Below are 20,630 nucleotides of genomic sequence, written 5' to 3'. Positions count from 1 at the left end.
CGTTAATGGGTGACTGATTTTACGGTATTTTTTGCATTCAGGCTATAATGCTTTAAAATGATCTCTTTAGCAATCTCACGCGCTAAATTATCATCCTCTAATATCACATGAAGGTCTGAAATCGGACGAGAATGAATTTTTTCTAATACCTCTTGATTCAGTTTCGCAATATCTGTGAAATAAATTTTCCCCTCTAAAAAAGCCTGTACGGCAATTTCATTGGCTGCATTTAAAATTGTTGTCGCGGTTCCGCCTATTTGTAATGCACGATAAGCCAAACCTAAACAAGGATAACGATTTTCATCCACGGGTAAGAAATCTAAACGACCTACCTTTAATAAGTTTAAGGAAAACGCCGCGTTACTCAATCGTTCTGGAAAGGCTAATGCATAAGAAATAGGAATACGCATATCTGGATGACCTAGTTGAGCTAATAATGATCCATCTAAAAACTCTATAAAAGAATGCACAATACTTTGTGGATGCAAAACCACTTCAATTTTATCCGGTGATAACCCAAATAAAAAATAAGCTTCGATGACTTCGAAACCCTTATTCATTAAGGTCGCCGAATCGATGCTTATTTTCTGTCCCATCGTCCAATTGGGATGCTGAGACGCTTGAGCAGGCGTTGCTCGTTGTAATTGATCGAAGGGTTTATGACGCAAAGCACCACCAGATGCCGTTAAAATAATTTTCTTCAGTGTATTTCCACAATTGCCGGGTGTTACCTGTCCGTGTAAACATTGAAAAATCGCATTATGTTCACTGTCGATAGGAATGAGAGAAATTTTCGCACGTAACGCTTCTTCTATCAATAAAGGACCGGCCATAATTAAGGCCTCTTTATTGGCTAAAAGCACTTGCTTTTTTGATTGAATGGCCGCTAACGTAGGAAATAAACCCGCTGCGCCCACAATAGCCGCAACGACAGTGTCCACGGTATCAAGGCTGGCAATAAAATTTAATGCTTCCTCTCCAAATAACACTTCTGTTTTTAAAGCGACGGCAAGCAATCGCTTTCGGAGATCTTCTGCTAAAGATTGACTACTTACAACCGCATAACGCGGTGTAAATTTTAAGCACTGTTGAAATAATAAATCAATATTATAGTGAGCACTTAAGGCAACCACTTTAAAATGAAGAGGATGTTCACGAATAACGTCTAAGGTGTGTGTTCCAATAGAACCCGTTGCACCTAAAATGCATAACGATTTCATAATATTAAACCCAGCAGTAATAAAGAACCTGCAAATACGGGGGCTGCCGCTAACAAACTATCAATTCTATCTAAAACGCCACCATGACCTGGTAATAGTTGGCCACTATCTTTCAGTCCTTGAAGTCGTTTCAATTGACTTTCAAATAAATCGCCTGCTGTAGCAGCTAAAACAGTCAATAAAACCAATACCCCTACTTGCCAGAAAGAAGGTTTTCGCATTTGAAAAACGTAAAATAGAAGCACTGATGAGCACAACGTAAACAATAATCCAAAAACGAAGCCTTCCCACGTTTTCTTAGGACTCAATGTCGGCGCTAATAGATGCTTCCCCCACAATCGACCACTAACGTAGGCTGCCGTGTCCGACAACCAAATAATAAGTAGCATAAACATTAAATAAGCGGGTGTTAACTGTAATTTTTGCAATGCAATCCAACATAAACTAATAATAAACCAACCTAAGCCAGCCACCCATCGAGCATTTATACGAGGTAATTGAGGTTTTTTTCCAACCCAAATTAAATACAAACTCAATGAAACCCAAAAAAGTAAACCCAATCTCAACAGTCCGTCATTGCTTATATAAGATAAGGAAAAAAATAAGAGTATCGCTTGCACGCCCACATATAAAAAACGATGCGCTACATTTTTGTAAGCGCTCAAGCGCGACCATTCCCAAGCAGCAAGCAGCAGGATACCGGCTGTGATCCATTTAAAATAAAACGCCGACGCATAAAAAACACCTAGAGTGACTAAGGGAATCAATATTAAGGCCGTTAAAATTCTAAGCTTTAGCATTTATTTCTGTGAGTTGTTCACTGGTGCATCCAAATCGTCGTTCTCGTTGCGCATAAAAATGCAAAGCCTTCTGGAGCGCTTGTTCATCGAAATCGGGCCACAACGTATCAGTAAAATACAATTCAGTATACGCCAATTGCCACAGTAAAAAATTACTAATTCGATATTCACCGCTGGTGCGAATTAAAAGATCAAGCGCAGGTAAATGTGCTAAGCTCAAATAATTAGCAAACATTTCTTGCGTGAGCTGATCAGCAATAAACGCGCCGTGCTTAACCTCATCGATTAACTTTTGTGCGGCCTGAACAATATCCCACTGACCACTATAATTCACTGCAATGATCAATTGTAGGCCTGTGTTGTGTGCTGTTAAAGCTTGAGATTTGTCAATCCATTGGCGCAACGGGGCGTTGAACCGCTCTAAATTACCCACCATTTTTAACTGCACATTATTTTGAGCTAATTTTTCAATTTCATTTTTCAATGTATTGAGAAATAATGTCATTAAATAATTAACTTCTTGTTCAGGCCGCTGCCAATTTTCGCTACTAAATGCAAATAAAGTAAGGGCTTTAATGCCCATTTCACTACAGCTTTTAATGACTTTCCGAACGGCTTTTACACCTTCCTGGTGACCTAACATGCGGGGTAAATGACGTTGTTTTGCCCAACGCCCATTTCCATCCATGATAATTGCAATATGCTGAGGAAGTTTTAATGCTCGATAGGCACAAGTTGCTGACATAGTGTACAAATTAAATGTGCATTAATTCTTCTTCTTTCACTTTAGCTATCTTTTCTACTTCAACAATACTACGATCAGTCATTTTTTGGATCATCTCTTTAGCACGTCGTTCTTCATCTTCCGTAATCAATTTTTTCTTTACTAAGTTTTTTAATTGATGATTCGCATCTTGACGATAATTACGAATGGATACTCGTGCATCTTCTGCTTCTTTCTTAACTAATTTACTCATATCACGCCGACGTTCTTCCGTTAATAGCGCTAAAGGAACACGGATAACATTGCCTGCAGTTAACGGATTAAGGCCTAAATGAGATTGAAGAATGGTCTTTTCTATGAGGGGAATCAATGATTTTTCCCACGGCGTCACTAATAAAGTCCGTGCATCTGCGACAGTAATACTGGCCACATGGTTTAACGGAACTTCTTTACCGCCGTATTGAGGAACCCGTAATTGTTCTAATAAGCTGGGATGAGCTCTACCCGTACGCAATTTAGCTAAATTCGCTTTTAACGCCTCTAAAGCTTTTTGCATCCCTTGTTCGGTTGTTAATTTTATGGATCCTATCATCTTTCATTCCTCTTAGTCACTAAGGTGCCTTTACGTTTACCTTGCAAAATATCAAGCAATGCATTTTTACATTTAATATTAAAAACCAATAGCGGTAAATCATGATCGCGACATTGCATAAATGCGGTTAAATCCATGATGCCTAATTCTTGTTCTAAGGCTTTTTCGTAGCTAATCGAGGAGTACAACCGCGCTTTCGCTTCTTTATTCGGATCAGCACTATAGACGCCATCAACATGTGTCGCTTTCAGTAATAATTCAGCACCCATTTCGATACCTCGTAAACTCGCTGCAGAATCGGTACTCACGAGAGGATTTCCAGTTCCTCCTGCAAAAATAACAATATAACCCTTTTCTAAATAACGTATGGCTTTATATCGATCGAAACAGGGGACAAAGCCAGTAATGGGAATAGCTGACATGATTTTAGCTATTTTTTTATGCTTATCAAATGTATCTCGTAATGCTAATGCATTGATAATCGTACCTAACATTCCCATTTGATCGCCTGTGATCCGATCAATCCCCGTCCGTGCTAATGTTTCACCACGAAAAATATTCCCTCCGCCGATTACAATAGCCATTTGCACACCTAAATCCGAGGCGGCAACAATATCGGACACAATACGATCCAACTCAACTGAATCCAACATTTTTGAAGCGTTTCCGCAAAGTGCTTCACCACTGAGCTTTAACAAAACACGTCGATATTTTAAGGAAGAGACCATGGTCAACGATATCGCTTAAAAGATGGGATAATAACCTATGCCACACGCGGTTTCTAGCCCGAGATTAATTTATTTTTTTATTATCAAGCCTTATCAAGATGCAATACTCCTGCATAGTTATCTTTAATAGATATGTACTTACTCAATTATTTTCAATCCATTGAAATAATACAATAATGTTCGATAAGCTAAAAATAAATAATGTATTGGATGTATTAAGAAGCGTCCTTTACTTGCGCCAGCACAGCTTTGGCAAAATCTTCGCTGGGTGGTTTTTCAATACCTTCACCCAACTCGAACCGTATAAATCCAATCACCTTTGCTCCTTTGCTCTCTAAAAGTTGGGCGACGCGTAGGTTCGGATCTTTTATAAATGCTTGACCCAATAAACTCATCTCATCACGAAATTTATCCAGCCGCTCTTCAACCATCTTATCGATAACGGCTTCTGGCTTACCACTACCTTGCCGCTGTGCCATGAGAATTTCTCGTTCTTTCACCACAATTTGATCTGCAATGTCATCAGCGGAGATTACACTCGGGTTATTCGCGGCAATATGTAACGCTAAATCTTTTGCTAATTCGTTGTCGCCTCCCTTTAATTGGACAACCACACCAATGCGTCCTCTATGGACATAAGATCCTAATACCCCATCGGTTTGTGCGGCAATAACCTTCAAACGTCTTACTTGAATATTTTCGCCTAATTGAGCCACCAAGCTTTCACGTGTTTTTTCAACACTTTCGCAACTATCGGGAAACGTAAACGCTAACACCTGCGCTAAATCAGTGAGCTCATAATCTAATGCACTTTGTGCCGTCCTTTCAGCAAACTGTTTGAAATTTTCATCACGGGCTACGAAATCGGTCTCGCAGTTAATTTCTAAAATGACAGCAGGCCCCTGAACCGTTTTTGATTTAATAACAATTAAACCTTCAGCGGCAATACGATGTGATTTTTTCTCCGCTTCAATTTGGCCCGACTTACGCATTGCTTCAGCAGCCCGATCCAGATCACCTGCTGATGCTTCCAGCGCTCTTTTACAATCCATCATGCCTGCACCTGTACGTGCACGTAACGCTTGAACCATCGAAGCTGTTATTCGTATTGTCATGACTTACTCCTGTTTTTCTTCCGAAGATTTAGTCGATGCCCGCTCAGGCACTTGATTCTCGCCGTTCTCTGCCTCAGCGCGTGTTAAATCCGCTCTTTTTTTCGCTTCAGCGCGCGCTTCTAAAATAGTTTCTGAAACCATCTGCGTATAAAGTGTAATCGCTCGTGAAGCATCATCATTACCTGGAATAACATAATCAATACCTTCCGGTGAATGGTTTGTATCAACAATACTAATGACGGGTATTTTTAATTTTTGTGCTTCACAGATAGCAATATGTTCATATCCTCTATCAATAACAAATAAGACATCCGGTAAACCACTCATGTCTTTTATACCCCCTAAACTACGCTCTAACTTATCCATTTGCCGCTGTAAATTCAGTGCTTCTTTTTTGGTTAATTGATTAAAACGACCATCTTTGCTTTGCAGTTCTAATTCTTTAAGTCGTTTAATGGATTGACGAATGGTACGGTAGTTTGTAAGTAATCCACCTAACCAACGATGATTCACATAAGGCATACCACAACGTAATGCCTGCTCTTTAACTAAATCGCGCGCAGCCCTTTTTGTTCCAACAAACAGAATCTTACTCCCTGGTCGAGCCGCTATTTTAGCGATATAGTGAAGCGCTTCAGTAATATATTCACGGGTTTTCTCTAAATCAATGATACTAATCCCATTCCGTACGCCATAAATATAGGGCATCATTTTAGGTTCACGAAAACACGTTCTGTGACCAAAATGAACCCCTGCCTCAAATAATTGTCTTAATGTTGCCGTTGCTGACACGTTATATAGTCTCCAATTGGGTTAAAGCCTCCACCTCGCATTATTTGAAGACTATTTTTAATAAAAACAGCCACCCTCAAACAATTTAACGCATTTAGGTGTGTGAAATAGCACTTTTCAGCGCGGTGTTTTATACCATAGAATAATGATTTACATCAACATCAAATCACGCTTTGAAGGAGTCCATCTCATGCCCTATCTCTTAGTACTTTATTATAGTCGCTACGGTTCCGTCGCAAAAATGGCTCAATATGTCGCTCGAGGCGTAGAATCCATTGACGATATAGACGTCAGAATTCGAACCGTCCCTCCTGTTTCCACTGTCTGTGAAGCCTTGGAAGAGAAAATTCCATCGTCTGGTCCGCCTTATGCCACGTTAGAAGATGTCCGTGGTGCTCTCGGTATTGCCTTAGGCAGCCCAACACGCTTTGGTAATATGGCGGCCCCATTAAAGCACTTTATTGATAGTTTGAGCGGTCTTTGGTTTTCAGGCGAATTAGTCAACAAGCCCGCAGGCTTTTTTTCTTCCACATCGAGTCTCCATGGCGGACAAGAAACAACGTTGCTCAGTATGATGCTCCCGTTAATTCATCTTGGCATGATTATTGTTGGCGTTCCTTATACAGAATCTGATTTAAGTACGACGAAAACGGGCGGAACACCTTATGGGCCAACGCATATGGCCGGAAAAGAGAGCAAAAATCCCATCAGTGATGAAGAAAAACGACTTTGCCACGCACTAGGAAAGCGTTTAGCTCACATTGCACTGAAATTAGCTTAGCCGTACTTCCGTTGAATTGTTTCATTTTAAAACTATAGTTTTAAAATGGTTTTGACTAATGGAATCGTTAATTTTCGTTTTAAACGTAACGTTGCTTTATCCAATTGCATCAATGCAGAAAAAAGTGCTTGTGAATCCCGTGGAAGGCGGAATAACAAAAATTGACCCACTTCCTCGGAAAGTTCTAAACCTCTTAAACGCGCGCGCGCTTGTAAAGCAATCAGTCGTTCTGCTTCATTGAGCGCGTGCACTTGAAACAAAATACCGCTGGAAAGACGGGAGATTAAATCCGGTAGCGAAAAATTTAATTGATGAGGATTATGTTTGGCCGCTATCAATAAATAACGCGATTGTTCTTGTAAACGATTATAGAAATGAAATAATGATTCTTCCCACGAACTCTCATTGACAACACTCTCTAAGTCATCAATACAAACCATATCGACTGATTCTAAACCGCGTAGTATTTCGCTACTATTATTTTTTTTTAACGTGCTTAACGGTAAATAAGCGACCGAAAATCCGTATTGTTGCGCCGTATGACAGCAGGCCTGTAATAAATGAGTACACCCTGCCCCTGGATGCCCCCAAATATAAATATAAGATTCACCTCTTCTTAACGAAAATTGTTGTAAACAATCTAATAAAACCTCATTTTGACCTCGATAAAAATTTTCAAAACTATGCGCATCGGGCGGTTGTATGGGCAAAATTAATTGTGTTGACATCAATTATTCCATCGAGCGTTATTTCAGAAAAATTTAAACAACGACGCTAATCTTCAGTGCTTAATTTTTTACTCGCTAACTTTAAATAATAAACCGCTTGCCAAAACCATATCCAGGTATATTGGATAAAGCTGAATAAGGTGGTCACGAAAACTGCTTTTGTAATCTGTAAAATAAGATCATTCGATATATCAAAAAAGGCTAATTTAATAATCAATACGCTCACGAGTACTAATTGAAAAAAAGTATTTAATTTACTAATCCAAACGGGTTTGTAGTTTAAAGGTCCGACCCAATAGCGATACAGTAAAGCACCGCCCATAATCCAAATATCGCGCCCTATCACGGTCATCGTTAACCACAAAGGGATTTGTTGTAAATAAGCCAGCACAATAAAACTCCCCATCAGCAATAGTTTATCGGCGATAGGATCTAATAAAGCACCCAGGGGCGTTGTCCAATTAAAAAAACGAGCAAGCAAACCATCTAAACCGTCACTCACACCGGCTATGAAAAATAAGTAAAACGCAAGCGAATAAGACTGTACTAACAACGCCCATAAAATAGGAACTATTAGGATAAAACGTGCACACGTAATAAAATTAGGTAGATGACGTAATTGCATTTTCATCGTTTTTTTGGCTTAATCAAAGCTTACTCTATAGGTGTATCCATGTTAAAATCAGAACTTATTAACCAACTCATACTCAAGTTCCCTCAACTTCAGGCCTCTACCGTTAAAAAAAGTGTGGAACATTTAATCCAATTACTCGAACAAACATTACACCAAGGCCATCGAATAGAAATACGTGGTTTTGGAAGTTTTTCACTTCATTATAATGCAGCTCGTTCTGCTTTTAATCCCAAAACAAAAGAACATTTTTTAGCGCCTGAAAAATACCGAATTCATTTTAAAATGGGAAAGACATTAAAATATTGTATGAACAAACCCACTCAAACCACCACCGAAATCTAGAATTAAATCGACTAAAAATGCATGTTTATGTCTTCGTATGACGCTTCAAAAAATCAAAAAGAGCATAACATAATGCTTGCGTTGCGACACGCTGTAAAGCCGAAATTTTAAAAATTTGAACTTTTTCAGAGATCTGAGTGGCTATTCGCTGCACACATTGCTCTAATTCTTCAGCCGAAAGTAAATCGATTTTATTGAGGACCAACCATCTGGGCTTTTGAGCCAATTCAGGGCTGTATTTTTCTAACTCATTTTCAATTAACGCTATATTTTGTAAGGGATCACTCCCATCAACAGGCTTGACATCTACAATATGGAGCAATAAACGGGTACGAGAAAGATGTTTAAGAAAACGTATTCCCAAACCGAAACCTTCAGAGGCGCCAGTCATTAATCCGGGGACATCCGCCATTACAAAGCTACAACCTGCTTCCAAACGAACTACGCCTAAATGGGGTTGTACGGTTGTAAAAGGATAATCCGCCACTTTAGGTGTCGCAGCCGATACCGCTCGAATCAAACTCGACTTACCTGCATTCGGTAAACCAACTAATCCCACATCTGCCAATAATTTTAAAGAAAGTTTTAAACGGCGCGCTTCGCCCAGATAACCGGTTGTAAATTGACGCGGGCTGCGATTGGTACTACTTTTAAAGCGTGCATTTCCTAAACCATGCCACCCTCCACGAGCGACGCATTGTATTTGATTCGGGGCGGTTAAGTCCCCTATTAATTCCTGCGTATCCGCATCCGCAATTTCAGTCCCCACTGGAACCTCTAAAACGAGATCAGCACCTTTCTTTCCTGCCGAATCATTGCCTTTACCGGGTTCACCATGGCCTGCCTTGTACAACCGATGGCAATGAAAATCAATCAATGTATTCAGGTTTACACTCGCTTTTAAATAGACACCTCCTCCGTCGCCGCCATCGCCACCGTCAGGTCCACCGAATGGAATAAATTTTTCGCGACGAAAGCTCACACAGCCTGCCCCGCCTTTTCCTGCTTCTACCCGTATTTCAACTTCATCTAAAAACTTCATAAAAAAACCCCGCCGAGCGGGGTAAGCCTCAATAGATTATAAAATTCCTTGGTTTTACACCGTATTCGATGATTCCGCTGTCGAAACGACATTCACATAGCACCGTAATGGAGCACCCTTACGCGTAAATTTAACTTCACCTTGCACGAGCGCATAGAGGGTATGATCTTTGCCAAGACCTACATTTTTACCTGGATGAAAATGCGTCCCCCGTTGCCGGATAATAATATTTCCGGCCTTTACAGATTCTCCACCAAAGTGTTTTACACCCAGCCGTTTTGAATGGGAATCGCGGCCATTGCGTGTACTACCGCCTGCTTTCTTATGTGCCATGCGTGATAACCCCTCTATAAAATCTCAGTAATCTTTACTGCTGTATATGATTGTCGGTGACCCATCTGTTTTTTATGGTGCTTACGACGACGGAATTTAATAATCTTTATTTTATCGCTGCGACCATGTTCAATAATAGATGCCTTCACTTTTGACGTTTCCACATAGGGAGTTCCTATTTTTACATCGGTTTTACCCGTTTCCCCCTCTTTTTTAGCCACTACCATGACTGGAAATTCAACCATTTCGCCAATTTCTGCTGAAAGCTTCTCAAGTTTAATAATCTCGCCCTCAGTGACTTTATATTGTTTACCACCCGAGGAAATAACTGCGTACATATATTCTCTCCAAAAGGGACCTTACTACAGCGCCATGCTTCGCTTTAATTCGATATCACTTTTCTATTATAAAAACTATTCATTTATATTTATTGGCTCCCCGAACAGGGCTCGAACCTGTGACCCAATGATTAACAGTCATTTGCTCTACCAACTGAGCTATCGGGGAATTTAAGCCATAAACCGCAACGATTACCTGTTTTTAAAGATTAAACGTTCCAATTATTTTCGAAGATAGATCTTCGCGCAGGGCGTATAGTAATCGCAGCGATAGCACGGGTCAAGCATTAACGGCACATTTATCTTGTTCAGTTTAAATTCGACTGGACGCGCATCTACCTGCGATCAATGAGAAGACAAATGAACCGTGCAGTGGGTTAAAATCACTTCATTTAAGATGAATGCGTGTTCGTTAATGTCGAGTAGATGACTGTTAATCAACACGTGGATAGTGTCTTCGTTCTTATTAGTCGTCATTAAATCAACGACTTATATTCCATTTTCATCGATTAAATCGACCACTTCAATCACTTTGCGCGCTTTTTGCGCGACTTATTTTTTATTCACCGAAATAGGGGTATGCATTCGATGGCCCCATCAACCGTTCGGTTAACAGAAAGTGAATCCTTCGGAATTTTTAAACCGAAGGATTCATCGGTCAGAATTTTTGAAAACCAAAAAGTAAATGGATAATATATCGTGTATAGGGTGTTTTTTCCCATCGCGAATGATACCGGTTACCAATACGGTCCATTACGTTTATTGTATCGACACACTGAAACACTCAAACCCGTTAAGCCATAATCCTCATAAAGCATTAGCTTACAAAGATTACCTGTTTTTACTGACTTCAGCTGATCATTCAACTGATCCGGTTTATATACTAATCCTTTTCCAAAATCGACTTCAAAACCGATATACGCGATATATGCATCACCTTTATAATTCGTTTCAGTAAAAAATATCGCTTCCGTCGTTCCTGGATTCTTCTTATCTGTTTTCGATAACGTATAAATCATATTTTCTTCCTACCCGTGCTTTGTTAAACCATAAGAAAGATTATCTCCCTAAAAAGCGTAATATAATTTACAGAATAAATAATAATCATTGAGTTCGAACCGGATTTATTCAAAATATCACGCGATTGAATTATCCAAAATGAACACCCATTCATTACTGTATCGTTCAGATCAATGCGTGTTGGTTGCGAGTAACACATTTAAAGCGGCTCTTTTTTTCGCATTGGGATAGCCAAAATAAGCTAATAATTCAATGGAGGTATAACGCTTATTACATTTTGGACAATGTCTTCTGCGTAAGATTTTTTTTCCCTCCTCTGTTTTACGTGAATTAATCACACGCGTTTTAGCATAATCACAATGTGGATTTAAACACTTCATTGTTTTAGTCCTCTGGAATAATTTTTCCATAAAAAAATTTAAGTCATTATCCATTTCGACTGTTGTCGTCATAAAAATTAAAAAAAGACTATTCTGTTTATTACAAACGACGTATCACCCCGGAATGGATGACATAAGGCCTTAAATGCTGAGGTTCATCTTTTTTTAGTCGCGATCGCATTTTTAATTTCCTATAGCGAATTTTTTTACGCCGCCGAAAAATACGTAGACATGAAAAATAATGAATAATAAATGATAAAATTCGAGATCCGATTGACATGGTTTATTGATCCTCCTTCTTTAAATAACCTGCATTTAAAATTTTTTTAACCTCTCTTGCGCTTGGAATATTTTCAGTAAATCCATTGAATTTATTTTGATGTTCAATTTTTCCTTTAAGATAGCGTGGTCTATGAGACCATTTTTTTGAGGCATAATGCGTTCGGTAACGACGTTCAAATTCTTTTTGTAAAAAAACCAACTCTCGCTCAGGTTGCTGGCATAAAAAAATCCATCCGCCCATATCGCTCACCACACTGTGGATCAATGGATCCGTAAAGATTACACTTTCGTAATGGCCCACTTGTCGGATCGCTTTAACAATCTCTATCCACGCGGCAAGACTTTTGCTTTCTGTATCTCCCTCTATTGCTTTGATCCAATCCGCGGGACTTGGAAAATTTCCTTTCGCGTAATCAGGATTTTTTAAAAAATTCCATAATGTCGATTCAAAGACAACATATGAATATTTTTTTAAACAATTCCAATACGTTTGTAATAACAACGAAGAAAGTTTTCGATTATAAATTTCTGCTAAGATCATTAACCCTTGTGTAAACTTCTTTTGATCATGCAACGTCATCGTTCTTTTTTCCCCTTCAACACAGGAAAATTTTTTTGATGATCAAAAGACTCTTCGCACACTGAAAAAGGTGTCAACCATTTTTTAGCAATGCGTACGTTATGCTCAAAAGTCAATGGAAATGAACGACCTATTGTAAAATGCTTTAACCTATCCTGCTCTCTCGCCAGCCACGTATGAATATGTTGTAGAATTCGGTCACGTTGTTTCCGCTTATCCGGATTCGCTGTATTCCAAACAATTAACTTGCGCAGTTCTTTTAAAACATCAATGTTGCTATAAATATGCTGCCACTCAAGCAATTCTTGCCGTGTGATTGGATAAGCGGCATTATCATTCAGTGGTATGGTTAATAAAATTTCTGAGTGAGGGATATTCGATGAACACGGGCGCGTTATGGGGTTAAACGTTTCGAGGGGATCGTTAAACGCCGCTTTCTCTTCATGTTCCTGCTCCTTATCGTGTTCCTGTTTCTGATCCTGATTCGGGCAAGTATTCTCATAAGTGTCTCGAGAAGTATTTACTTTATAGTGATTCAAGGTTTCCATAAAGGCTAATGCAAAGGCTTTGCCTAAATCTCGAACACTGGACTCTAGTTTATTATACGCCTCATTTTTTAATGCACATTCAGGAATTTCATCCCAATGACCTCCCCAACTTCGTATTACATTCGGTGATTGCGGCTTATTATATTTAATTGCATTCGGGATAAAAATAACACGCGCTTTCGGATCCGCCTTCACTAACCCTTGTTCGATAACTTCTTTCAATGCGCGCTGAAATCCTTTAAGGGGCCATGCCAATTCTTCAGCCATCGCGCTTGGTCCCGCGCGATAGAGACCCGGAATGGATGTCGTATGCGGATTACTTAATAGATAAAGAAAAAGGGCTTGGCCACTCGGCTTCAGTGGTGTTAAGGATCTAAACTTTTTATCACACCAAATTCTAACATCTAACATTCGATAACGCATAACTTTCCTTGTTTAATAAATGAGATAAAACTTATCGCCTCATACGTTCATTGGTTGCTTGTTGATTTAACATTCCCTTTTCTTTTCAATCATTTTTTGTCGTGATAACGGTGGAATCAATTTAGCGGCTTTAGAAATACTTATTTTTTTTTGCTCAACATGTAGGATTAATTCTGCATTGGCATACGTTTTTATTTTTTTTGCATTCTGATAGGTAAAGTGACTCCCAAAACCTAATCGATGTGCAATCAATTGACGTAAAGAGAGTCCTTTTTTCTGGCGTACTTGTGCATCTTTATTCATAAGTTGAATCAATTGATCACTTTTTTGGATATTTCTTTTTTTATTTTCAACTTTATTTTTTAAATGGATCAAATCCGTTCGGTAACCCTGTCGATTTCCTAAAAATTTTTCTAACGCAATGCCAATATCAACGCGTTCACTAATTAAAAAGTTTTTCACGAAGAGTTCAGCGTTATAATAACCTTTCGCCAAATTCGCTAAAGAAATACGCCAGGTGGGTATAGTCCTTTTTTTAGCGTATTGATATAAACAAAAAACTTTTTCACCAAAAATTAATGTATTTTCTTCATTCACGCAGATGGGGCGATGTTTATGGAGCGGGATTACTTTATCCGCATCTGAAAGAGGCGGTTTAATCTTTTCAGCGTGTATACGTTCTAAAGCAACATACACTAATTCACAAGGAGGCAAATCAAATTGAGGTAACTGCAAGGTTAAATGTTTTAAACGTTGCACCAGATGAAAAGGAACTAAGTCTTTCCAATTAATTTCGCCACCCGTTAAATATTCAATTTGTAAGGCATATTCTAGCGGTATTTTGCTGAATCCCTTTATCCATGCATAAATATGCTCACGATGAATCCCCAATTTTTTAGCCATATGTCTCACGGAACCTAAACTATAAATGGCTTTATCTAACATTGCTTCCTGCATGAACTTACATCCTTAGTTTAGTTCTACAAAAAGTTTAACCAATAAAAATTAAATTTTTTTACTTCATCATTGCGTATCTTAAGTACCACACGACCACTACTGATTTGAGGATTAGAAACTGTATGCAACCTCGTTTAATTCGTTTACGTGATGCCCCCACTTATTTAGGCATGGATAGAAATCGATTTAATAATGAAGTACGACCTTTCCTCATCACACTTAAAATTGGCCGACAAGGGATTGCCTTCGATCGTATTGATCTGGATCACTGGGCCGATGAATTTAAAAAACATCAAGGTTGTCCTCCTCAGCAAACATTGCATTGGCAATATCCTCCCAATCAACACACTTTAATCAATGAAAAAAATAAGTCATTGACAAAAAACAATATTGAAGAAAAATTTCAACAACTTGTTGATCGTGTTTTGAAAAAAAATAGGTTTCATTTGCTATTGAAATGAAGAAAACATTCGGTTTCCTTTGAGGGGTATGAGAAATCATGGCAAGAAGACGTACACCAGGTCTCATTAAAAGAGGATCGATCTGGCATATTAATAAAAAAATGTATGGTCGACGTATTTCAGAAAGCACGCGTACTACCTCATTGGCGGAAGCAGAATGTTACTTAATGCATTGATTGGAGGAAATCCGTAAGGCCCGTATTTATGGAACAAGACCCAGACGTTGTTTTCGTCAAGCTGCACTTAAATTTCTCAATGAAAATAACAGAAAGCCAGTCTTCACATGGACGCTCGTTTACTCAAACAACTGGATGCTTTCATTGGTGACTTATCCTTGGCATCCATTCATCAAGGACATCTTGAAACCTATATACAAACACGCAAAGCAGCGGGTGTGAAAAATCGAACCATTAATTATGGATTACAAGTCGTACGTCGCATTTTATACCTTGCTGCTTCAGAATGGCGAGACGAAAATGGTCTGACGTGGATAGCGCATGCGCCTAAAATTCGTTTACTCACGGAAGAAAATAAACGCTTACCGTATCCTTTATCAAAAGAAGAAGAAAAACGATTAATTGGGCAATTACCGCAGCATTTAAAACAAATGGTCTTATTTGCGGTCAATACGGGTTGTCGCTGTCAAGAAATTTGTCGCCTACAATGGCAATGGAAAGTCGACATTCCTGAGTTAAACACGTATGTTTTTATTATTCCAAAAAATTTTGTCAAAAATCGACAACACCGATTGGTCGTTTTAAACCAACAAGCCAAGCAAGTCATCGAATCACAGCGTGGCCAACATCCTACTTATGTATTTACCTACCGTAATAAACCGCTATCAAGAATGTTAAATTCAGCGTGGTTACGTGCACGGTTGAAAGCGAAGCTTCCCAAGGTACGGGTACATGATCTAAAACATACCTTTGGTCGTCGTTTACGCGCTGCCAACGTCAGTTACGAAGATCGACAAGATTTACTCGGTCATAAAAGCCAACGGATGACCACGCATTACTCCAATGCTGAACTGGCCAATCTTATTTCAGCAGCCAATTCCATTACACAAAACAGTAGTACAACGCTTTTTACATTAATGCACTCCTATGATCATGGAACTTCTTATTGACGTTGCACGCTGTTGCGCGTGTCTCACCAAACAAAATGCTTTTATCAACATTTGCTGACTCAAGTGAACCCTCGTACACCGCCGTCATGCGCATTGTGATGGTTTGCAATGACAAAAAATAATCTACATTCAAAGGATTCATTCCGTCAGTGGATGACTGTTAATCATCCACTCACCTGCTGTTGTCGGCAGAATTTGGAGTGATTTTAGGGTACATAAACCGCGTTTATATTTATTACACTTTTCCTATCATTTCCGCATCAAGGCTGATAGAATAGGCCACTTTTAGAGCTAAAGATGTTACTTGGCTCAATTTTTAGCCAGGAACTTTTAGTGAACTTTACAGAATTTAACTTCAATACTCAGATTTTATCCGGAATTCAAACACAAGGGTATCGCACGGCTACACCGATTCAAATAAAAGCCATACCGGCTATTTTACAGGGTCGAGATGTTGTCGGATTAGCGCAAACCGGGACGGGTAAAACAGCCGCTTATGCTTTGCCTTTATTACAGCAACTCACTGAAGGTCCTCCAGGTCAATTACGTGCACTTATTTTGTCACCGACCCGCGATTTAGCGGATCAAATTTGTGTTGCTATGAATCACTTCGGTCGTCAAACTCATTTACGTTGTGCAACAATTTATGGTGGTAAAATCAATTACACGAGGCAATATCAACTATTAACCGGTGGTGTTGATATCATTGTTGCGTGCCCTGGTCGTTTATTGGACTTACTTCAAGGAAAAAAAAACAACTTTCTGCAACAGGTGAAACATTTAGTTTTAGATGAAGCCGATCATCTTTTTGATCACGGTTTTCGAGACGCGATTTATCACATCTTAAAACACTTACCCCCGCGGCGGCAAAACCTACTCTTTTCAGCCACCATGTCAGCAGATATCCGATTACTGATCGATAAAGTTCTTCATCGTCCGGTTCGGATTCAAATTGGCGAACCCAAGCCGGCCGTTACCATCACGCAAACACTCTTTCCAGTCTCTGAGACATTAAAGGTCAACTTATTAGAAACTATTTTACAAAATCATTCCATTCATTCCGCTATCATCTTTACGCGGACTAAACATCGTGCTCAATGCTTGGCCGAACACTTACGTGATCTGGGTTATAAAGCCACGTCCTTCCAAGGAAATTTATCACAAAGCCGGCGAAAAACAGCACTCGGAAAATTTCGACAAGGTGAATTGAAATTTTTAGTGGCCACTGATGTTGCTGCACGTGGCATTGATATTGATCATCTGTCCCATGTCATTAATTTTGATATGCCTAATACGGCCATTGAATATACGCATCGTATTGGACGAACCGGACGGGCCGACAAATTAGGAATGGCTTTCAGCTTAATTACCAAAAACGATAGACGAAAAATCCAATCGATTGAGCATCTTCAAAAAAAACGTTTAGAAGAATGTATTATTGCTGAATTTGATTACCACGCGAAAATAAATCCCTCCATGGAGCCTCTGAATGCCTATCGACGTAAGCCGCTTTCTTATCCTCATTCACCGTCAACATCGCGAAAAAAAATTGCATCACCTCGCCACTCAACCCTGCGCTCAAAAAAGAAAAACAGCTGATCCATTTAATTCGTTTAAAGACCCATGACGTGTCTGTAAAATTTATTGTACAATAGCCTGCTCATTGTTTTGGTATAACAAATAAAACTTTTTATTGTGGTGATAACGCTATGAACTTTATTGATGATTCTCAACGTATCAAAGTCGGTCTCGCTGAAATGCTGAAGGGCGGCGTCATTATGGATGTCACCACGGTCGAACAAGCGAAAATTGCTGAAAGTGCAGGTGCCTGTGCCGTGATGGCTTTAGAACGGGTCCCTGCAGATATTCGGAAAATGGGTGGTATTGCACGCATGGCTTCACCCCAAATCATTTACGATATCATGCAAGCGGTTTCGATACCGGTGATGGCTAAAGTGCGTATTGGTCATTTTGTTGAAGCACAGTTATTACAAGCGCTTAATGTTGATTTTATTGATGAAAGTGAAGTATTAAGTATTGCCGATGAAGAATGCTTTATTGATAAACACCGCTTTGAAGTTCCTTTTGTTTGCGGTTGTCGTAATTTAAGTGAAGCGTTAAGACGAATTGCTGAAGGCGCTGCGATGATACGCACAAAAGGAGAAGCAGGCTCTGGAAATATTCTTGAAGCAGTAAAACATATGCGAGCCATCACGCGAGAAATTAACGCATTAACCGTTCTAAAACAAGAAGAACTTTACACGCAGGCTAAAAACTTAAATGCACCTTTAGAATTAGTCCGTTGGGTTGCTCAGCATGCAAAATTACCTGTCCCTCAGTTTTCTGCAGGGGGTGTTGCCACGCCTGCAGATGCGGCGTTATTACGTCAACTGGGGGCAGAAAGTGTCTTTGTGGGTTCTGGAATTTTTAAATCCGCTGATCCTGAAAAACGCGCTTGCGCCATCGTCCAGGCGACAACGCATTTTAACAATCCAGAAATTGTACTCCACGTTTCACAGGATTTAGCCGAAGGGATGAGTGGCTTTCGTCTAAAAGCTGAAGAAACGTTAACGATGGCTGATTAATATGAACATCGGCGTTTTAGCGTTGCAAGGTGGTTATCAAGCCCATATAAACGTCTTAAACACGCTGGGCGTGTACTGCTCACTCGTCCGTGAACGACAAACACTCGACGCGAGCGATGCATTAATTATACCGGGTGGAGAAAGCTCCACATTGATTCAATTACTGAAGACACAACAACTGTGGACCCCTCTTAAAGAGTACAATAAACCTATCTTCGGAACCTGCGCTGGTGCTATATTACTCGCCAAGTCGGTATTATCACCGGCTCAAGAAAGCTTAAGTCGTATCAATATCCGTGCCATACGGAATGCGTATGGTAGACAACGCGCTTCACACGTCGTTCAGGGGCATTGTATCGTCAACAACACAACCCTGGAAATGGTTTTTATCCGTGCACCGAAGTTTCAGTTACTGAGCCCTGTTACACTAAAAATATTAGCCACCTATCAGGAGGAGGTCGTGGCTGTACAGGAAAATAATGTTATTGCGGCAAGCTTTCATCCCGAGCTCAGCCACGATCATTATTTACACCGTTATTTCATTCAACAAGTGGGCTGTAGCACCGCTACGGCGTTCTAACCGATGCACTTTTTTTCACCTCGGCATACATTTTGGCGTAACGGCCTGTACCGTTAAGTCTTTTTGTATTAACCAGGCCTGACAGGCCTCGCTAATATCCTTACAATCACTTTGTTGTCTAAAAAATGATTGGTAAAAAGATTGTGGATGAGTAACCTCTGTATTCCTAACCTTTTCTCGTCCACGAAGTAATAGCTCATCAAAAAGCGTAGCCTTAGCATCTTGCTTTATTATTCCATTGCATTTCTTAAATGGATTCAGTTCATGGATAAGGTTGTTCAGGGTCACTTTAGAAATAAATGTTTCATCTTTTTCGTTTAAATTTTTATAATCTTCGCTTAACGCATTAAAAACATCCGCTAATAACTTTTTATCTTTTTCATAGTCATGGGCTAATAACGTCGTTGCTAATTGCTTTAAACCTTCTATTTTTTTATGATATTTTGCATGTTCTGAAAAGAAATTAAATCGACTGTGTGAATTTTCTTTTAATTTAGCTTGCAACTCCACTATTTTGACAATAATTTCCTTTAACAGGTAAATTCGATTGGTCTCGGAAGCATTTGGATCAGATTTTAGCCTCGCCGTTCGGCATTTCTTCTTATAATAATCGTTATGAGTATTTTTAATGAATGCATTGTGTTGTGCTAAGCTACCGTTTGCAGGTGTTTGAATAACACAAGGCTTTAGATGAAAATAAATGGCTTTGGCAATATCAATAAACAATACTAAACCTACCAAACTGATCATAGCGATTAATCCACTTCCTCCCAAACTAAAACCAAACACACTCACGAGCGTTAATAGTATCGTTATGGGTATTCCGATACTTAAAATATGGATATGTTTTTGAAGATTGGCGCGATAATTTGCTTGTAACCACGTATGTTCTGCATCTTTCGGATAATGTTTAATCTTGTAATAACTCCACCCGAGCGTAAAAAGACTCATCATTAATTTTGAATAGGTATAAACACGAAATAAAATTTTAATATAAATATAGGTTGCCCATCCTACAGGCGATATGCCATAAATAAGGAGTGCTATCACAAAACTTAACATCAGACATGAAATAAAAACCTTAAAGCAAGCACATAAAAATTTTTTTATCTCCACTAAATTCTTATTCTCATTATCCTGAAAAAAATCCAATACGGTTAAAAAAGCTCGGAATAAATGGAGAATGTATAAAAAAATAAGCCCAGGAACCGGTAAATCCATTAAAAAATATTTCAATATGGTTTTAACAATGGAAACAATTCGCTTGACGACTAAGAGAATAAGTCGGAAAAGGGGAATCGTTATGAACTGGTTGCAATGCGATAAAAAAGCAAAATCTGGCTTAGGTTGATGGACACCCTTTTTTATTTCTGAAAGAAACTCATCACTCATCATGTAAGGCATAGTTTCTACTCTATGACTTGTTTCTTAATGCAGGCCATTGGCATCAGGCGGTTCAGTATAATGCTGTTTCCTTTAGTTATCCTTAAGTCCTTTTGTTGATTATCTCTCTTTAATT

At 39.2% G+C, this 20,630-nt stretch carries 27 protein-coding genes and 1 tRNA gene; 8 read left to right on the top strand and 20 right to left on the bottom strand.

Features of this window, described 5'->3' with window-relative positions:
* Positions 1 to 2 precede the first annotated feature (2 nt).
* The 7 genes from RICGR_RS02910 to rpsB all read right to left on the bottom strand — a co-directional run bounded on the left by RICGR_RS02910 (position 3) and on the right by rpsB (position 5,971).
* Positions 3 to 1,220 (bottom strand): 1-deoxy-D-xylulose-5-phosphate reductoisomerase, encoded by a 1,218-nt coding sequence (locus RICGR_RS02910; protein ID WP_006035391.1) that lies wholly within the window; start codon positions 1,218 to 1,220, stop codon positions 3 to 5.
* The gene (locus tag RICGR_RS02905; RefSeq protein WP_006035892.1) at positions 1,217 to 2,020 is read right to left on the bottom strand and encodes a phosphatidate cytidylyltransferase; all 804 of its coding nucleotides are present in this window, start codon (positions 2,018 to 2,020) and stop codon (positions 1,217 to 1,219) included. The genes RICGR_RS02910 and RICGR_RS02905 overlap by 4 nt, the downstream gene beginning before the upstream one ends.
* On the bottom strand, positions 2,007 to 2,765 hold the full coding sequence (locus RICGR_RS02900) for an isoprenyl transferase (RefSeq protein ID WP_006035122.1): 759 nt from the start codon (positions 2,763 to 2,765) through the stop codon (positions 2,007 to 2,009). The genes RICGR_RS02905 and RICGR_RS02900 overlap by 14 nt, the downstream gene beginning before the upstream one ends.
* 10 nt (positions 2,766 to 2,775) lie before the next feature.
* Positions 2,776 to 3,336, bottom strand: a complete 561-nt coding sequence (gene frr, locus RICGR_RS02895) for a ribosome recycling factor (protein ID WP_006034979.1) — start codon at positions 3,334 to 3,336, stop codon at positions 2,776 to 2,778.
* On the bottom strand, positions 3,333 to 4,064 hold the full coding sequence (gene pyrH / locus RICGR_RS02890) for a UMP kinase (RefSeq protein WP_006035540.1): 732 nt from the start codon (positions 4,062 to 4,064) through the stop codon (positions 3,333 to 3,335). Before pyrH ends, frr begins: the two co-directional genes overlap by 4 nt.
* A 215-nt stretch (positions 4,065 to 4,279) precedes the next feature.
* Positions 4,280 to 5,179 (bottom strand): translation elongation factor Ts, encoded by a 900-nt coding sequence (gene tsf, locus RICGR_RS02885; protein ID WP_006034733.1) that lies wholly within the window; start codon positions 5,177 to 5,179, stop codon positions 4,280 to 4,282.
* Positions 5,180 to 5,182: 3 nt separating this feature from the next.
* Positions 5,183 to 5,971, bottom strand: coding sequence for a 30S ribosomal protein S2 (rpsB, locus tag RICGR_RS02880; RefSeq protein WP_006035356.1), 789 nt, complete (start codon positions 5,969 to 5,971; stop codon positions 5,183 to 5,185).
* A 190-nt stretch (positions 5,972 to 6,161) separates the two neighbouring features.
* On the opposite strand from rpsB, the gene wrbA reads away from it, so the two are divergent.
* Positions 6,162 to 6,752 (top strand): NAD(P)H:quinone oxidoreductase, encoded by a 591-nt coding sequence (wrbA, locus tag RICGR_RS02875; protein ID WP_006034766.1) that lies wholly within the window; start codon positions 6,162 to 6,164, stop codon positions 6,750 to 6,752.
* A 32-nt stretch (positions 6,753 to 6,784) separates the two neighbouring features.
* On the opposite strand, the gene hda is transcribed toward wrbA, so the two are convergent.
* Together hda and RICGR_RS02865 are read right to left on the bottom strand one after the other, a co-directional pair.
* Positions 6,785 to 7,480, bottom strand: a complete 696-nt coding sequence (hda, locus tag RICGR_RS02870; RefSeq protein ID WP_006035561.1) for a DnaA regulatory inactivator Hda — start codon at positions 7,478 to 7,480, stop codon at positions 6,785 to 6,787.
* A gap of 46 nt (positions 7,481 to 7,526) precedes the next feature.
* Positions 7,527 to 8,111 (bottom strand): CDP-alcohol phosphatidyltransferase family protein, encoded by a 585-nt coding sequence (locus tag RICGR_RS02865; protein WP_240992207.1) that lies wholly within the window; start codon positions 8,109 to 8,111, stop codon positions 7,527 to 7,529.
* 42 nt (positions 8,112 to 8,153) lie between these two features.
* On the opposite strand from RICGR_RS02865, the gene RICGR_RS02860 reads away from it, so the two are divergent.
* A complete protein-coding gene (locus RICGR_RS02860) occupies positions 8,154 to 8,456 on the top strand; it encodes an HU family DNA-binding protein (RefSeq protein WP_006035902.1) in 303 nt (100 codons plus the stop codon).
* A gap of 25 nt (positions 8,457 to 8,481) precedes the next feature.
* Here the strand turns inward: RICGR_RS02860 and cgtA are convergent, their stop codons facing one another.
* The 10 genes from cgtA to RICGR_RS02810 form a co-directional block, all read right to left on the bottom strand.
* Positions 8,482 to 9,498, bottom strand: coding sequence for an Obg family GTPase CgtA (gene cgtA, locus RICGR_RS02855; protein ID WP_006034808.1), 1,017 nt, complete (start codon positions 9,496 to 9,498; stop codon positions 8,482 to 8,484).
* A gap of 54 nt (positions 9,499 to 9,552) precedes the next feature.
* A complete protein-coding gene (gene rpmA / locus RICGR_RS02850) occupies positions 9,553 to 9,831 on the bottom strand; it encodes a 50S ribosomal protein L27 (protein ID WP_006035450.1) in 279 nt (92 codons plus the stop codon).
* 14 nt (positions 9,832 to 9,845) lie between these two features.
* Positions 9,846 to 10,169: a 50S ribosomal protein L21 gene (gene rplU / locus RICGR_RS02845; RefSeq protein ID WP_006035932.1), complete on the bottom strand. Its 324-nt coding sequence runs from the start codon at positions 10,167 to 10,169 to the stop codon at positions 9,846 to 9,848.
* Between the two features lie 93 nt (positions 10,170 to 10,262).
* Positions 10,263 to 10,338, bottom strand: a tRNA-Asn gene (locus tag RICGR_RS02840).
* Between the two features lie 176 nt (positions 10,339 to 10,514).
* Positions 10,515 to 10,646 (bottom strand): hypothetical protein, encoded by a 132-nt coding sequence (locus tag RICGR_RS08015; RefSeq protein ID WP_275113638.1) that lies wholly within the window; start codon positions 10,644 to 10,646, stop codon positions 10,515 to 10,517.
* A gap of 260 nt (positions 10,647 to 10,906) precedes the next feature.
* Complete coding sequence (locus RICGR_RS02835; RefSeq protein WP_006035759.1) at positions 10,907 to 11,188, bottom strand: beta/gamma crystallin domain-containing protein; 282 nt, start codon at positions 11,186 to 11,188, stop codon at positions 10,907 to 10,909.
* Positions 11,189 to 11,359: 171 nt separating this feature from the next.
* Positions 11,360 to 11,569 carry an NrdR family transcriptional regulator gene (locus RICGR_RS02830; RefSeq protein WP_006035922.1) on the bottom strand — a complete coding sequence of 70 codons (210 nt, stop codon included), beginning with the start codon at positions 11,567 to 11,569 and terminating at the stop codon, positions 11,360 to 11,362.
* A gap of 283 nt (positions 11,570 to 11,852) precedes the next feature.
* Positions 11,853 to 12,431 (bottom strand): DUF6475 domain-containing protein, encoded by a 579-nt coding sequence (locus RICGR_RS07440; RefSeq protein WP_006035182.1) that lies wholly within the window; start codon positions 12,429 to 12,431, stop codon positions 11,853 to 11,855.
* Complete coding sequence (locus RICGR_RS07435) at positions 12,428 to 13,402, bottom strand: hypothetical protein (protein WP_006035279.1); 975 nt, start codon at positions 13,400 to 13,402, stop codon at positions 12,428 to 12,430. The genes RICGR_RS07440 and RICGR_RS07435 overlap by 4 nt, the downstream gene beginning before the upstream one ends.
* 66 nt (positions 13,403 to 13,468) lie before the next feature.
* The gene (locus tag RICGR_RS02810) at positions 13,469 to 14,359 is read right to left on the bottom strand and encodes a YdaS family helix-turn-helix protein (RefSeq protein WP_006035884.1); all 891 of its coding nucleotides are present in this window, start codon (positions 14,357 to 14,359) and stop codon (positions 13,469 to 13,471) included.
* A gap of 122 nt (positions 14,360 to 14,481) precedes the next feature.
* Here RICGR_RS02810 and RICGR_RS02805 point away from each other — a divergent pair, with 122 nt between their 5' ends.
* The 6 genes from RICGR_RS02805 (at position 14,482) to pdxT (ending at position 19,111) form a co-directional block, all read left to right on the top strand.
* On the top strand, positions 14,482 to 14,820 hold the full coding sequence (locus tag RICGR_RS02805) for a hypothetical protein (RefSeq protein ID WP_006035599.1): 339 nt from the start codon (positions 14,482 to 14,484) through the stop codon (positions 14,818 to 14,820).
* Positions 14,821 to 14,858: 38 nt separating this feature from the next.
* On the top strand, positions 14,859 to 14,996 hold the full coding sequence (locus RICGR_RS07900; RefSeq protein ID WP_240992206.1) for a hypothetical protein: 138 nt from the start codon (positions 14,859 to 14,861) through the stop codon (positions 14,994 to 14,996).
* A gap of 107 nt (positions 14,997 to 15,103) precedes the next feature.
* A complete protein-coding gene (locus tag RICGR_RS02800; protein ID WP_040615134.1) occupies positions 15,104 to 15,946 on the top strand; it encodes a tyrosine-type recombinase/integrase in 843 nt (280 codons plus the stop codon).
* A 333-nt stretch (positions 15,947 to 16,279) separates the two neighbouring features.
* Positions 16,280 to 17,545, top strand: a complete 1,266-nt coding sequence (locus tag RICGR_RS02795) for a DEAD/DEAH box helicase (protein WP_006034759.1) — start codon at positions 16,280 to 16,282, stop codon at positions 17,543 to 17,545.
* Between the two features lie 110 nt (positions 17,546 to 17,655).
* Positions 17,656 to 18,531 carry a pyridoxal 5'-phosphate synthase lyase subunit PdxS gene (gene pdxS / locus RICGR_RS02790; protein ID WP_006035422.1) on the top strand — a complete coding sequence of 292 codons (876 nt, stop codon included), beginning with the start codon at positions 17,656 to 17,658 and terminating at the stop codon, positions 18,529 to 18,531.
* A gap of 1 nt (position 18,532) precedes the next feature.
* The gene (gene pdxT / locus RICGR_RS02785) at positions 18,533 to 19,111 is read left to right on the top strand and encodes a pyridoxal 5'-phosphate synthase glutaminase subunit PdxT (RefSeq protein WP_006034859.1); all 579 of its coding nucleotides are present in this window, start codon (positions 18,533 to 18,535) and stop codon (positions 19,109 to 19,111) included.
* A 15-nt stretch (positions 19,112 to 19,126) separates the two neighbouring features.
* Here the strand turns inward: pdxT and RICGR_RS02780 are convergent, their stop codons facing one another.
* On the bottom strand, positions 19,127 to 20,515 hold the full coding sequence (locus RICGR_RS02780) for a hypothetical protein (RefSeq protein WP_006035911.1): 1,389 nt from the start codon (positions 20,513 to 20,515) through the stop codon (positions 19,127 to 19,129).
* Positions 20,516 to 20,630 lie beyond the last annotated feature (115 nt).

It is taken from the genome of Rickettsiella grylli, from assembly GCF_000168295.1.
GTDB classification, from domain to species: Bacteria; Pseudomonadota; Gammaproteobacteria; order Diplorickettsiales; family Diplorickettsiaceae; genus Aquirickettsiella; species Aquirickettsiella grylli.
This window is presented reverse-complemented; position numbering and strand designations above follow the sequence as displayed.